The 13,001-nt window shown below is 63.3% G+C and carries 13 protein-coding genes; 9 read left to right on the top strand and 4 right to left on the bottom strand.

Annotated features, from left to right (window positions below; genetic code table 11):
• Positions 1-6: 6 nt before the first annotated feature.
• From Q4G20_RS05220 to Q4G20_RS05210, 3 genes are all read left to right on the top strand, one after another.
• The gene (locus Q4G20_RS05220; RefSeq protein ID WP_303342323.1) at positions 7-1,008 is read left to right on the top strand and encodes a polyprenyl synthetase family protein; all 1,002 of its coding nucleotides are present in this window, start codon (positions 7-9) and stop codon (positions 1,006-1,008) included.
• A gap of 168 nt (positions 1,009-1,176) precedes the next feature.
• Positions 1,177-2,007, top strand: coding sequence for a VPLPA-CTERM sorting domain-containing protein (locus Q4G20_RS05215; RefSeq protein ID WP_303342322.1), 831 nt, complete (start codon positions 1,177-1,179; stop codon positions 2,005-2,007).
• A 157-nt stretch (positions 2,008-2,164) separates the two neighbouring features.
• Positions 2,165-4,447: a transglycosylase domain-containing protein gene (locus tag Q4G20_RS05210; RefSeq protein WP_303342321.1), complete on the top strand. Its 2,283-nt coding sequence runs from the start codon at positions 2,165-2,167 to the stop codon at positions 4,445-4,447.
• A gap of 7 nt (positions 4,448-4,454) precedes the next feature.
• Here the strand turns inward: Q4G20_RS05210 and arsH are convergent, their stop codons facing one another.
• The 3 genes from arsH to Q4G20_RS05195 are packed head-to-tail and all read right to left on the bottom strand — an operon-like array spanning position 4,455 to position 5,973.
• Positions 4,455-5,132 (bottom strand): arsenical resistance protein ArsH, encoded by a 678-nt coding sequence (arsH, locus tag Q4G20_RS05205; protein ID WP_303342320.1) that lies wholly within the window; start codon positions 5,130-5,132, stop codon positions 4,455-4,457.
• Positions 5,116-5,475: an arsenate reductase family protein gene (locus Q4G20_RS05200; protein ID WP_303342319.1), complete on the bottom strand. Its 360-nt coding sequence runs from the start codon at positions 5,473-5,475 to the stop codon at positions 5,116-5,118. Before Q4G20_RS05200 ends, arsH begins: the two co-directional genes overlap by 17 nt.
• A 21-nt stretch (positions 5,476-5,496) precedes the next feature.
• A complete protein-coding gene (locus Q4G20_RS05195) occupies positions 5,497-5,973 on the bottom strand; it encodes an Lrp/AsnC family transcriptional regulator (protein ID WP_303342318.1) in 477 nt (158 codons plus the stop codon).
• A 139-nt stretch (positions 5,974-6,112) separates the two neighbouring features.
• Between Q4G20_RS05195 and Q4G20_RS05190 the strand changes: the two genes are divergently transcribed.
• The 6 genes from Q4G20_RS05190 to Q4G20_RS05165 all read left to right on the top strand — a co-directional run bounded on the left by Q4G20_RS05190 (position 6,113) and on the right by Q4G20_RS05165 (position 12,442).
• A complete protein-coding gene (locus Q4G20_RS05190; RefSeq protein WP_303342317.1) occupies positions 6,113-6,442 on the top strand; it encodes a DUF2849 domain-containing protein in 330 nt (109 codons plus the stop codon).
• Positions 6,435-8,093, top strand: coding sequence for a nitrite/sulfite reductase (locus Q4G20_RS05185; RefSeq protein WP_303342316.1), 1,659 nt, complete (start codon positions 6,435-6,437; stop codon positions 8,091-8,093). Before Q4G20_RS05190 ends, Q4G20_RS05185 begins: the two co-directional genes overlap by 8 nt.
• On the top strand, positions 8,086-8,817 hold the full coding sequence (locus tag Q4G20_RS05180) for a phosphoadenylyl-sulfate reductase (protein WP_303342315.1): 732 nt from the start codon (positions 8,086-8,088) through the stop codon (positions 8,815-8,817). The genes Q4G20_RS05185 and Q4G20_RS05180 overlap by 8 nt, the downstream gene beginning before the upstream one ends.
• A complete protein-coding gene (locus Q4G20_RS05175; protein ID WP_303342314.1) occupies positions 8,814-9,185 on the top strand; it encodes a DUF934 domain-containing protein in 372 nt (123 codons plus the stop codon). Before Q4G20_RS05180 ends, Q4G20_RS05175 begins: the two co-directional genes overlap by 4 nt.
• 54 nt (positions 9,186-9,239) lie before the next feature.
• Entirely contained in the window at positions 9,240-10,070 is an 831-nt protein-coding gene (locus Q4G20_RS05170; protein WP_303342313.1) for a ferredoxin--NADP reductase, read from the top strand.
• A gap of 188 nt (positions 10,071-10,258) precedes the next feature.
• A complete protein-coding gene (locus Q4G20_RS05165) occupies positions 10,259-12,442 on the top strand; it encodes an OmpA family protein (RefSeq protein WP_303342312.1) in 2,184 nt (727 codons plus the stop codon).
• Positions 12,443-12,489: 47 nt separating this feature from the next.
• Here the strand turns inward: Q4G20_RS05165 and Q4G20_RS05160 are convergent, their stop codons facing one another.
• A complete protein-coding gene (locus Q4G20_RS05160) occupies positions 12,490-12,909 on the bottom strand; it encodes a CoA-binding protein (protein WP_303342311.1) in 420 nt (139 codons plus the stop codon).
• Positions 12,910-13,001: the final 92 nt, after the last annotated feature.

The following is a 13,001-nucleotide window of genomic DNA, read 5'->3' as shown; positions in this document are numbered from 1 at the left end:
AGAGGCATGACGGTGCAGGACAACACCCGCAAACCGCTGGATCAACTGGCTGACGCCTTGGCCGATGATATGGACGCGGTGAACGCGCTGATCCGCGACCGCATGGCCAGCAAACACGCCCCTCGCATCCCGCAGGTGACGGCCCATCTGATTGACGCGGGCGGCAAGCGCCTGCGCCCGATGCTGACGCTGGCGGCGGCGAATATGGTCGGTTATTCAGGACCTTACCACATCCATCTGGCGGCAACGGTGGAATTCATCCACACCGCCACGCTGCTGCATGACGATGTGGTGGACGAAAGCCGGCAGCGCCGGGGCCGCCCGACCGCAAACCTGCTGTGGGATAACAAATCCAGCGTGCTGGTGGGCGATTACCTGTTTGCGCGCAGTTTTCAGTTGATGGTCGAACCCGGCAATCTGCGCACGCTGGCAATTCTGGCCAATGCCAGTGCCACCATTGCCGAGGGTGAGGTGCTGCAACTGACCGCCGCCCAAGACCTGCGCACGGATGAATCCGTTTATCTTCAGGTGGTTCGCGGCAAGACGGCGGCGCTGTTTTCCGCCGCGACCGAGGTGGGCGGCGTCATCGCGAACGCGCCCGCGGATCAGGTGCAGGCGCTGTTTGATTACGGCGATGCCTTGGGGATTGCGTTTCAGATTGTGGACGACCTGCTGGATTATGGCGGGGCGACGGACACCATCGGCAAAAATGTGGGCGATGATTTCCGCGAACGCAAACTGACCCTGCCGGTGATTAAGGCCGTGGCGGCGGCGGATGCGGACGAACGCGCGTTCTGGGAACGGGTGATTGAACGCGGCGATCAGCGCGACGGCGATCTGGACCACGCCTTGGCCGTGATGGCGCGGCACGGTGCCATGGATGCGGCGCGGGCGGACGCCTTGGCGTGGGCGGCGCGGGCCAAGGCGGCGTTAAAGGCCCTGCCCGACCATCCGATTCGTCAAATGCTGGCCGATCTGGCGGATTTCGTTGTGGCGCGGGTGGCATAAGGGGCTGAAACCTGCCCTTTGCTACAAAATCACGACAGTATCGCTGGTTTTTTATGACAGCAAGGCACCGTTAACCTGTTCTTTTGGTCAGGTGGGATAAAAATTAATCGACGCTATGGCCAAAGATCGGTATGCCATCAGCAAGTTTATTCGTTCGTGAGGTGTCCTATGTTTACCCGTATCAAAGCGGCTGCCTGCGCTGCTGTTCTGGCTGTGGCGGTTGCTGCCCCCGGCGCTGCGTCGGTCGTTTGGCCGGATGAAATGCAATTGCGCTATCAGGTGACCAACGAAGGCGCCACAGGCAAATATAAACCCCGTGCTGGCTCGACCACGGCGGGCGGGTTGTGGGGTTACAGAGAAGTCTCGTATACCTATGGCCGCAGCAGCGGGGCGACGGAACAAACCGACCCGACCGGAAACAATGTGGGCGAATGGAACGGGGTCGCTGCCAATGTGGGCCGTTTCCACTTGGAAACCACCATTGCCGGTCAGGTCCGCCAATTCACGGCCTTCTGTCTGGAATTGTCGCACGGCATGTTCGGTGCGAGAAATCCGAATGGGACGGTACAGCTCGTCACATATGAAAAGCGCACGATTCTGGATCAGGAACGCATTGACCGGATCGCCAAGCTGGTTCACCGCGCTTGGGATGAGGGGATGAAGACCGTCATAGGTCAGATTGCGTTTCAGTTGGCCCTGTGGGAAATCACCCATGACGACGGCTATGATCTAAGCGCCGGTCGGTTCCGCGTCTCGGCCAATGCGCGGTCGACTTACAGCGTGGCGCAAACCTGGCTGAACGACATCAGCCGCCCGGATTATACCGGCACGCGTTACATGATGATGCTGCATCACGCGACGGTGCAGGACTTGCTGACTGACATTCCGCTGCCGCCGCCCGCGCCCGTGAACCCGCCTGCGGTGCCGCTGCCCGCATCGGGGTTCCTGCTGCTGGGTGGTCTGGCCGGTCTGGGCTGGCTGCGCCGCAAACGCGCCTGATCCGCGCAGAATCGCCCGAATTGGCCGCAATTTGCGGCCAATTTTCGTTTTGCGCGCCCCATCTTCACGGATTGGTCAGCGCAATTCACAAACCGCAAAAATTACGGTATGTTGCGCCGGAAATGGGCCGGAAAAACGGCCGGGCAGGAACGCAGGCATGAAAAAACCCACCGGCACCCCGACGCGTTCGGGCAAACGTCCCATCGCGGACAAACGCAGCTTTGCGCAATCCGACGACGCCACCCGCGTCAAGCGCCACAGCCGCCAGCCCCGCCGCGCAGGTGGACCGATCGGCTGGATCGTCGGCCTGATCGTGCTGATCTGGCGCATCATCTGGGGCTCGGTCTGGCGGCTGGGCATGGTCGTTGTGCTGATTCTGGCGCTGTCCACAGCCTATTATTATTCATCGCTGCCCGAACCCGAAGATTTGTTTGACGGGCGCGCGCGCGGCAGCGTTACCATGCTGGACCGCGACGGGCGGGTGTTTGCGTGGCGTGGCGAAACCTATGGCGCGGTGACCAGCGACGAAATCGCCCCCGTGCTGAAACAGGCCGTCATCGCGACCGAGGATCGCCGGTTTTACCAACATCTGGGCGTCGATCCGCGCGGCATCGCGGGCGCCATTCGCAACAACATGCAGGCCGGGCGCGGCGCGTTCGAAGGCGCGGGCGGGTCCACCATCACCGTTCAGGTCGCGAAACTGCTGTGTCTGGGCGAAACATTCGACCCGATCCGCTGGGCCAACGAATCCGAATTCGAGGCGTCCTGCCGCGTCAGCAGCCTGTGGCGCAAAATCAAAGAGGTTCCCTATGCCTTTGCAATGGAACTGAAATACAGCAAAGATGACATTCTGAACATCTATATGAACCGGTCCTATCTGGGGGCCGGCGCGCGCGGGTTCGAGGCCGCAAGCCAGCGTTATTTCAACCGCCCCGCGTCGGATGTGAACACTCAGCAAGCCGCGATGCTGGCAGGTCTGTTGCGCGCGCCCAGCCGTTACGCGCCGACCGCCAATCTGCGTCTGGCGCAGGAACGCGCCAGCGTGATCCTGGGCGCGATGAACGAAGAAGGCTATCTGACCGACGCCCAACTGGCCGAGGCCCGCGCCAACCCCGCCACGCTGTCACAGGCCGCCGCCGCCCGCGCGGGGGGATATTTCGCGGATTGGGTGATGGAATCCGGCCCCGGTTTCCTGACAAGCGAAACGACCGAAGATGTGACGCTGCTCACCACCTTTGACCAGCGGATTCAGCGCGCGGCGGAACGCGCGTTGCAGCGCGTGTTCGATGAAAAGGTGCGCGACGGATCGCAGGCGCAGGCCGCTGTGGTTGTCATGTCCGCCGATGGCGCGGTGCGCGCGATGATCGGCGGGCGCGACAATACCGCGCACGGCACGTTCAACCGCGCGGTGCAGGCGAAACGCCAAACCGGGTCCAGCTTCAAACCCTTTGTGTTCGCCGCCGCATTGGAAGGCGGCTATGCGCCGTCATCGCGGGTCGAAGATGGCCCCTTAACCATCCGCATCCCCGGCGGGCGCAGCTGGTCGCCCCAGAACTATACCCGCAATTATCGCGGCATGGTCACGCTGACGCAGGCACTGGCGCAGTCGCTGAACACCGCCACCATCCGGTTGCAGGAATCCGTGGGCCGCAATGCTGTGCGCCGGATCGCCCATGATTTCGGCATCGTCAGCAACCTGACCACCAGCCCCTCGCTGGGTCTGGGCGCGTCCGAAGCGACTCTGCTGGAACTGACCGGCGCCTATGCGGGGATCCGAAATGGCGGCACATCCGTGGCCCCCTATGGCATGGTGGAACTGCGGATTGCGGGCGATGACCGGCCGCTGATGGGGCAGTTGGGCGGCTATGGTCAGCGCGTCATCAGCCAACGTGCGGCGGGGCAGTTGATTTACATGATGCAGCAGGTGATCGAATCCGGCACCGGACGGCGCGCGCAGCTGGGCAACCGCCCCGTCGCAGGCAAAACCGGCACGACCAGCAGTTACCGCGATGCGTGGTTTGTGGGCTTTACCGAACAATATGTGACCGGGGTGTGGATGGGGTATGACGACAACACCCCGTTGCAGGGCGTGACCGGCGGCGGTTTGCCCGCCGAAATCTGGCAGGCGGTCATGTCCGATATTCACGACGGTCTAGAGGTGCTGCCCCTGTCCACCGTGTCGCCGGACGGCAGCGGCATCATCATGTCGGACGGCCCGAACACGCCCAAGGTCATCACCAGCGGTTCCGCCGATGACCCGCTGGCCGCCGCCTTGGCGGGCGTGATGAATCAGGTCGAAGCGGACATCAGCGGGCAAGTCCCCTCCCCCGCGCCTGCGCCTGCGCCTAACGCGCCGCCGCAAACCGCTCCGTCCAGCAACAGCGCCGATTCGGATGATGCGTTGATGCGGGCGTTGCAGGGGGCTTTGGGCGGGAACTAAGCGCGGGTCAGACCCGCGCGGCGCGGCGTTCGGAATACCGGTCGGCCAGTTGCCCGCGATGTGGGCGCAGCAGGTGGGTGAGGCGCATCAGTTCCTGCGCCACATCCACGATCCGGTCGTAATAGGGCGACGCCCGCATCCGCCCGTCCGCGTCAAATTCCTGATAAGCGCGGGCGACGGATGACTGGTTCGGGATCGTGAACATCCGCATCCAACGGCCAAGGATGCGCATATTGTTGACGGCGTTAAAGCTCTGACTGCCGCCGCAGACCTGCATCACGGCCAGCACCTGCCCCTGCGTCGGGCGGATCGCGCCCAGCGTCAGGGGGATGTGGTCGATCTGCGTTTTCATCAGGCCCGACATTTGCCCGTGGGTTTCCGGGCTGGACCAGACCATCGCATCCGCCCACAGCGTGTAATCGCGCAGTTCCGCAATCGCCGGATGACCGGGGGCCTGATCGGGCAAAGGCAAATCGCGCGGGTCAAAGATCCGCACATCCGCCCCCAGATGCCGCAGCAGCCGCGCCATTTCAAACGCCGCCAGCCGGGAATAGCTGACCTTACGCAAACTGCCGAACAGGATCAGCACCTTAACCGGATCATCGCCCGGTTCGACGCGCGGCAACAGGGCCACGTCCAGCAGCGGCACATCGTCGGGATCGGGCAGATCAACCAGCCGGGTCATGCGCCCCCAACAGGTCGAACACGGTTTCCTTGGGGCGGCACAACGCCGATTTCGGCCCCAGAACAACGGGGCGTTCGATCAGATTCGGATGCGCGACCATGGCGGCGATCAGCGCGTTGTCACCGGCCCCCGCCAGCCCCAATTCCCGAAACAGCGGTTCTTTGCGCCGGATCAGTTCCCCCGCGGACAGTCCCAACACCCGCAGCGTATCGCGCACTTCATCCGCCGTTGGCGCGTCCGCGATATAATCGCGCACGGTCACATCCGCCCCCGCATCGCGCAGCGCGTTCAGCACGAAACGCGATGTTGAACAGGTCGATTTATGCCAGATGGTCCAGGTCATACGGCCCCCTTTTGCGTCTGTTTACCCCGCCGCGTCGGGGATAGGAAGCGCACTGGTCGCCTTGATCTCCTCCATCGACAAAAGTGCGGTGACGTTGTGGATTTTCACCTCGGCGATCAGGGACTGATAAAAGCGGTCATAGGCGCGGGCGTTCCGCACCTGCACCTTTAATATATAGTCGATGTCACCGGCCAGCCGGTGCGCCTCGACCACCTCGGGGCGGTCGCGCAGGGCGCGCAGGAACCGCCCGGCCCAGTCTTTGTCATGTTCGCTGGTGCGGATCAGGACGAAGAAACACGCTTCAAGCCCCAGAGCGTCGGGGTCCAGCAACGCGACCTGTCCGCGGATCACGCCCCCGTCGCGCAGCTTGCGGATGCGCGACCAGACGGGGGTTTTCGACGCGCCCACCTGTTCGGCGATCTGGTCCAGCGACAGGCTGGCATCGCGTTGCAGCAGGGACAGGATTTTGCGGTCCAGTTCATCCAGACGGATATTCATTCGCGCATCTGGCGCTTTTTCACGATTCTGTTCTGGCATTTTGCCCCCACGCTAAGATATGTCCTTATTTTTCGCAGATACTCGTCAAAATCCAGAACAAAATCCTATATAGGTGCATCCTATCGAAAGGTCCGAATCCATGTCCAAAACCTTTGCCCCCACGGCACAGCGTCCCGGTGTCATCACCGCCAACGATTTGCGCGAAGGTCATAACATCTGGATGTGCGATGATGGCTGGACCGCCGACCCGCGCCAAGCCACCCTGTTCGAAGATGAGGCGATTGCCGATCTGGCCCTGCTGCGCGCGATTGGTCAGGCCGACCGCGTGGTCGGCCCCTATCTGGTCGAGGCGCGGCGCGGCCCCAACGGCCCCGAACCGACCCATTTCCGCGAGGCGTTCCGTCAGCGCGGCCCGTCCAATTATTTCCACGGGATTCAGGCCCGTCAGTCGGAAAACGCCAATGTTTGATATTCGCCCCGTTGATACCGATTACGTCCGTCATCGCGCCGCGCAGTTCCGGGCGCAGGTCGAACGCCGTCTGGATGGCAGCCTGACCGAGGACGAATTTCGCCCTCTGCGCCTGATGAACGGGGTGTATCTGCAATTGCACGCCTATATGCTGCGGGTGGCGATCCCCTATGGCACGATCAGCCCCGATCAGATGCGCGTGCTGGCGTTGCTGGCGGAAAAATGGGATCAGGGTTATGGCCATTTCACCACCCGCCAGAACATCCAGTATAACTGGCCGAAGCTGGTCGATATTCCCGACATGCTGGACGAATTGGCGCGTGTGGGGATGCACGCGATCCAGACATCAGGCAACACCATCCGCAACGTGACGACCGATGCGTTCGCCGGTGCTGCGGCGGATGAGATTGCCGATCCGCGCCCCTATGCCGAATTGCTGCGCGCTTGGTCCACCGATCACGCGGAATTCCAGTTCCTGCCGCGCAAATTCAAAATCGCCATTTCCGGCGGCGCGCAGGATCGTGCCGTGATTGCGGCGCATGATATTGGCCTGCGTCTGGTGCGTCAGGACGGCGAGATGGGCTTTCAGGTGTCCATCGGCGGGGGCTTGGGGCGCACGCCGCTGTTGGCGCAGGTCGTTCGCGATTTCCTGCCCGAAGCCGACCTGCTGCCCTATATGGAGGCGATCATCGCCACCTTTAACCTCGCCGGTCGCCGCGACAATAAATATAAGGCGCGCATCAAAATTACCGTGCTGGAACGCGGTCTGGACGTGATGCGCGACGAAATCGAGGCGGAATTTGCCGCCCGCCGCCGCAGCTTTAACAATGCCGACCGCGAAGCTTTGGCGATTTTCCGCGACCGTTTCACCGCGCCTGATTTCCGCGATGCGCCGGTTGATGCGTTCACCGCGGAACGTGACCGCAACCCGGCCTTCCGCAGCTGGACCGACACCAACCTGCACCCGCACCGCGCACCGGGTTACGCCAGCGTCATCGTCACGCTCAAGGCGCCGGGGGCCACGCCGGGCGATGCGACGGCCGAACAGATGCGCCTGCTGGCCGATCTGGCGGAACAATATGGCCACGCCGATCTGCGCATCATGCACGATCAGAACGTCGCGCTGCCGCATGTGCATCAATCCGATCTGCCCGCGCTCTATGCCGCGCTGCGGGGGGCGGGGCTGGCAACCGCGAATGCGGGCCTGACCAGCGACATCATCGCCTGCCCCGGCATGGATTACTGCGCATTGGCGACGGCCCGGTCGATCCCGATTGCCCAAGACATCGCGGACCATTTCCGCGATCAGGGGCTTGAGGACGAAATCGGCCGCCTGAACATCCGCATTTCCGGCTGCATCAACGCTTGCGGCCATCACCATCTGGGCCATATCGGCATCCTTGGGCTGGACCGCGCGGGCGTCGAAAATTACCAGATCACGCTGGGCGGCGACGCCTACGACATTCCGGCCATTGGTCAGCGCGCCGGTGCAGGCTTTCCGGCGGAAGAGGTCGTTCCCGCCATCGACCGCCTGATGCGCGCCTATCTGGACCTGCGCGACCATCCGCAGGAACGGTTCATCGACACCTATCGCCGCCTTGGCGTGGCACCGTTCAAAGCGGCCCTCTATCCCGAGGTGGCCGATGCTTGACGCTGATCTGGACAGCCGCGCCGCGCGGCTGAACGACCGATACCGCCACCACGCCGCAACGGGCGTTCTGCGCCATGCGGTCAGTGACCCCGATCTGGGGCAGGTCGCCCTGGTGTCGTCATTTGGCGCGGAATCGGTGGTGTTGCTGCATATGGTGTCGGTTGTCGCGCCCGGTCTGCCGGTGCTGTTCATTGACACGCAGATGCTGTTTCCCGAAACGCTGGATTATCAGGCCAGCGTCGCGGCGAAACTGGGCCTGACCAATGTGCAGATCATCCGCGCGTCCGATGCGGATGTTGCCCGTCACGACCCGAACGGCGATCTGCACAAAACCAACCCCGATGCCTGCTGTGATTTCCGCAAAACCGTGCCGCTGGAAAACGCGCTGTCGGGATTTGACGCATGGATCACCGGGCGCAAACGGTTTCAGGGCGGCGAGCGCACGGAATTGCAGTTCTTTGAACCCGAACAGCCGTCGCGGCTGCGGGTCAATCCGCTGGCCCATTGGCGCGCGCAGGACGTGCAGGATTACATGATCGAAAACAACCTGCCGCGTCACCCTCTGGTCGCGCGGGGGTATCCGTCGATCGGTTGCGCGCCCTGCACCTCGCCCGTAAAACCCGGCGAAGACCCACGCGCAGGCCGTTGGCGCGGCAGCGACAAGACCGAATGTGGCATCCACTTTATTGGCGGGCGCATGGTCCGCGGAAAGGTTCCGGCATGACCGACCAGATTATCGTTCGTGATGACGGCTTTCACCCGCTGACCGAAGACGCAGCAATCACGCTGGCCCCCGACACCGACCCGAAAACGCTGGGCGATTATCTGGGCCACGACCTGATCGCCATTGATTTTCCGTCATTTTCGGATGGGCGCGGCTTTTCGCTGGCGCGTTTGCTGCGGGAATTGGGCTATCAGGGGCGGCTGCGCGCCACGGGTCGCCTGATCGCGGATCAATACGCCATGGCCCGCCGTGTGGGCTTTGACGAAGTTCACGTCGCCCCCGACATTGCCGCCCGCCAGCCCGCCGAACAGTGGCTGGCCCGCGCCGATTGGCAGGCATGGGACCATCGGGCGCAGCTGGCCGGGTGATCGCGGGGTTTCCCTGCGCGCCTGCATCGACTAACACCAGACGGAACGTTTGTTATGACATTGGATATGCCCGTGGCCCAAGCCGCCCCCAAAACCCTGCCCGATGCGCAGACTGTGACCGCTGTCACGCATTGGAACGACAGCCTGTTTTCGTTCCGCGTCACCCGCCCCGCCAGCCTGCGGTTCCGGTCGGGGGAATTTGTCATGATCGGCCTGCCGGATGAGAACGGCAAACCGATCCTGCGCGCCTATTCCATTGCCAGCCCGAATTGGGATGACGAACTGGAATTTTATTCCATCAAGGTGCAGGACGGCCCTCTGACCAGCCGCTTGCAACACATCCAGCCGGGGGACGAAATTATCCTGCGCCCGAAGCCCGTTGGCACGCTGGTTCTGGATGCTCTGCTGCCGGGCAAACGCATGTGGTTTCTGGCCACCGGCACCGGCATTGCGCCCTTTGCATCCCTGATGCGCGACCCCGAAACGTTCGAGCGTTACGAACAGGTCATCATGATGCACACCTGCCGCACGGCGTCCGAACTGGAATATGGCCGCAAGCTGGTCGAGGATCTGAAGAACGACCCCTTGCTGACCGAAATGTTCGGCGACGACTTTGCCAGCCGGTTGCTGTATTACCCCACCACGACGCGGGAAGAATCGTCTCTGATGGGGCGGATCACGGACAATCTGGCGTCGGGCAAGGTTCTGTCGGACCTGAACCTGCCGCCGATCACCCCCGAAAACGACCGCGCGATGATCTGCGGATCGCTGGCCTTCAACATCGACGTTAAGGCGGTGCTGGAAGGGTTCGGCCTGCGCGAAGGTGCCAATTCCGACCCCAAAGAATTCGTGGTCGAAAAGGCATTCGTGGGCGAAGGCGTCTGACGGCGCAGGGGGGCCAGCCCCCCATCCGCGTTCCGCGGATTCCCCCCGGGATATTTGCACACAGAAGATAGGGCGCGGGGCATCCTGCGCCCTTGGTCGTTCACGGGCCGATAACGCGGTTTTGGGAACCCTTTGGCGATCCGTCTGTTAAGGTTGCAACAGATATGTCCCAACGGGAAGGATAGTTTATGCGCCGAGTTATTCATAACACGACCGCCATTGCCGCCTGTCTGTCGCTGCTGGCCCCGCATCTGGCATTTGCCGAAACGCGGATTGCCGATGACGCCGCCGCCGGGCAGGCCGCAAATCAGGCGCTGTCGCAGCCGGGGCGCACTGCCGATTTGGCGGCGGAACTGGCGATGGGTTTGACGGGTGACGGGTTGCTGTGTGCCGATGGTGCCAGTCGTCCCTGCGCGGATGGTGTGGAATTTGTGACGCCGGGCGGGTTGGTTGTTGATCTGGCGGAAAACGGGCTGATCGTTCTGGCCGATGAAGGTCGTCAGGTGACGGATACCGAACTGGCCGAGGTTGCGGCGGATGCGCCGGCTGAGGCGGCGCCTGCGGTTGAATCCGCGCCAGAAGCGACCGCCGAGGCCGAACCTGCGCCTGAGGCTGCAGCTGAGGCGACGGCAGAGGCTGAAGCGACGGCTGAACCTGCACCCGCGCCTGAAGCCGCGCCCGAGGCAACTGCAGAACCTGCGCCTGCGGCTGAGGCTGCGCCGGAAGCAGCGGCTGAACCCGCCGCTGAACCGGAAGCCACGCCGGAACCCGCAGCCGAGGCACCCGCTGAAACCGCCCCGGTGACCGAATCCGCGCGGCCCAGCGAAAAGCCTGCTGATAAACCTGCGGCCGAAGCAACCACCGAGGCCGCAGCCGAGGACACCACCCCCGCACAGGAACTGATCGACACCGCGACCGAGGCCGCGCAGGACACCGCCGCGGACACCAAGGCCGCCGTGGATGACTTGGCCGCCGCTTTGGCCGCGCAGACCGCGCCGGATACCACGCTGACCCTGGCGACCGATGATGCGGCGCAGATGCGTGTGGCCAACATGCCGCGTCTGGCGCGTGTGCTGAACGACGAAATCGCGGGCGGGCTGAAAACCGACGCGCTGACCTGTCTGGATGGCGCGACGCCGCCCTGCACCGGCGAAGACCGCGTGATGACTCCGCGCGGGGTTGTGTTGGAAAAGAACGCAACCGGCGATTACCAGCTGGCCGAGGCCGCGAACCAGATGTATCGCGTCAATGACGAAGGCGATATGGTTCTGCGCGCCGCCGAAGAGGACGCCAAAGAAACCGAAGCATCGCGCGAAGCCGCGACCGAGACCGCTCCGTCCGATGCGGCGGCGCTTGAGGCCGCCGATGGTGCGGGCAACGTGACGGAAACACAGGTGACGGCGGAAACGGCGCGGTCCTCGGGTCAGGATTTCGAAACCAGCCTGCGCGATGCGTTGTCAACGCAGGCCCCGGCGCAGGCGTCGGGTGGCCGCGATAATGACCTGACCACGGCGGTTCTGCTGGGCTTGGGCGGTATTGCCGTCGGCGCGATGCTGGCGAATAACCGTCAGGTCGCACTGGCCGCGCCCGACCGCGTGGTCGTGACCCGCGCCGATGGCAGCGCCGAGGTGATCCGCGATGACGTCGCCCTGTTGCGTCAGCCGGGCAGCACCGTGACGACCGAGAACTTTGACGATGGGTCGTCGCGCACCATTGTGACCCGCGAAGACGGCAGCAAGGTTGTGACCATCCGCGACGCCAATCTGCGCGTGCTGCGTCGGACTTTGGTCGCGGCGGATGGCGTCACCACCACGCTGATCGACGACACCGCAAACGTGCAGCCCGTCGATCTGGCGACGCTGCCCGCGCCGGCTCCGGTCCAGACCACGACCGCGCCGCTGAACGAAGACGAACTGCGCGCCGCGCTGCAACGCGAAACCGTGCTGGATCGTCGCTTCAGCCTGTCACAGATCCGCAACATCCCCGAGGTGCGCGCCTTGGTTGCGCCGGTGAATATCGACGCGATCACCTTTGACACCGGGTCGGCGGCGATCAAGCCGGATCAGGCGCGGCAATTGGCGACGTTGGGCAAGATCATTCAGGATCAGGTCCGCGCCAACCCGCATGAAATGTTCCTGATCGAAGGGCATACCGACACCGTGGGGTCGGACGTGTTCAACCTGGCCCTGTCGGATCGTCGCGCCGAAAGCGTGGCATTGGCCCTGACGGAATATTTTCAGGTGCCGCCGGAAAACATGGTGACCCAAGGCTATGGCGAACAATTCCTGCGCATCCGGGCCGAAGGCGACATTCGCGAAAACCGCCGCGCATCGGTCCGCCGCATCACCGATCTGATGCAGACCGCGCGTTAATCCACGCGCTACATGAAAAAAGGCCCCGGTTTCCGGGGCCTTTTGCGTTACAGATAAAGCGGAAATTCGATTTTCGGGCAGCGGTCCTGAATGACGGTCAGGCCCTGCGCGCGGGCCTTATCCGCCGCCGCGTCGTCACGAACGCCAAGTTGGGTCCAGATCACGCGCAGATGCGGCAGGTTGGTGATCGCCTCATCCACCACGCCAGCCACGGCGTCGGATTTGCGGAACACGTCCACCATATCCACCACGATATCGGCGGGAATATCGGCCAGCGAGCCATAGACGGTTTCGCCTAAAATCTGTTGCCCCGCATGGCCGGGGTTGACCGGGATCACGCGGAACCCCTGTGATTGCAGGTAACGCGCCACGCCATAACTGGGGCGGGCTTCGTTCGGGGACAGGCCCACAACGGCAATCACGCGGGCGCTGCGGGCGATTTCGGCAATCTGCTGATCTTGGGTCATCACATCCTCCTGTTCGACCACCTGTTTCACAGAAAAAGCGCCCGGTCCAGAATGGCCGGGCGCAAGTCGCGGAACGAGGGACAGTGATCCGA

The organism is Paracoccus sp. (in: a-proteobacteria) (assembly GCF_030538495.1).
GTDB lineage: Bacteria > Pseudomonadota > Alphaproteobacteria > Rhodobacterales > Rhodobacteraceae > Paracoccus.
This window is presented reverse-complemented; position numbering and strand designations above follow the sequence as displayed.

What these genes read in the sequence shown, in the direction of transcription:
- Q4G20_RS05170 (WP_303342313.1), top strand. Translation starts at nt 9,240, where the DNA reads ATGACATTGGATATGCCCGTGGCCCAAGCCGCCCCCAAAACCCTGCCC.
- arsH (WP_303342320.1), bottom strand. Translation starts at nt 5,132, where the DNA reads ATGACCCGGCTGGTTGATCTGCCCGATCCCGACGATGTGCCGCTGCTG.
- Q4G20_RS05220 (WP_303342323.1), top strand. Translation starts at nt 7, where the DNA reads ATGACGGTGCAGGACAACACCCGCAAACCGCTGGATCAACTGGCTGAC.
- Q4G20_RS05195 (WP_303342318.1), bottom strand. Translation starts at nt 5,973, where the DNA reads ATGAATATCCGTCTGGATGAACTGGACCGCAAAATCCTGTCCCTGCTG.
- Q4G20_RS05180 (WP_303342315.1), top strand. Translation starts at nt 8,086, where the DNA reads ATGCTTGACGCTGATCTGGACAGCCGCGCCGCGCGGCTGAACGACCGA.
- Q4G20_RS05160 (WP_303342311.1), bottom strand. Translation starts at nt 12,909, where the DNA reads ATGACCCAAGATCAGCAGATTGCCGAAATCGCCCGCAGCGCCCGCGTG.
- Q4G20_RS05175 (WP_303342314.1), top strand. Translation starts at nt 8,814, where the DNA reads ATGACCGACCAGATTATCGTTCGTGATGACGGCTTTCACCCGCTGACC.
- Q4G20_RS05165 (WP_303342312.1), top strand. Translation starts at nt 10,259, where the DNA reads ATGCGCCGAGTTATTCATAACACGACCGCCATTGCCGCCTGTCTGTCG.
- Q4G20_RS05210 (WP_303342321.1), top strand. Translation starts at nt 2,165, where the DNA reads ATGAAAAAACCCACCGGCACCCCGACGCGTTCGGGCAAACGTCCCATC.
- Q4G20_RS05190 (WP_303342317.1), top strand. Translation starts at nt 6,113, where the DNA reads ATGTCCAAAACCTTTGCCCCCACGGCACAGCGTCCCGGTGTCATCACC.
- Q4G20_RS05200 (WP_303342319.1), bottom strand. Translation starts at nt 5,475, where the DNA reads ATGACCTGGACCATCTGGCATAAATCGACCTGTTCAACATCGCGTTTC.
- Q4G20_RS05185 (WP_303342316.1), top strand. Translation starts at nt 6,435, where the DNA reads ATGTTTGATATTCGCCCCGTTGATACCGATTACGTCCGTCATCGCGCC.
- Q4G20_RS05215 (WP_303342322.1), top strand. Translation starts at nt 1,177, where the DNA reads ATGTTTACCCGTATCAAAGCGGCTGCCTGCGCTGCTGTTCTGGCTGTG.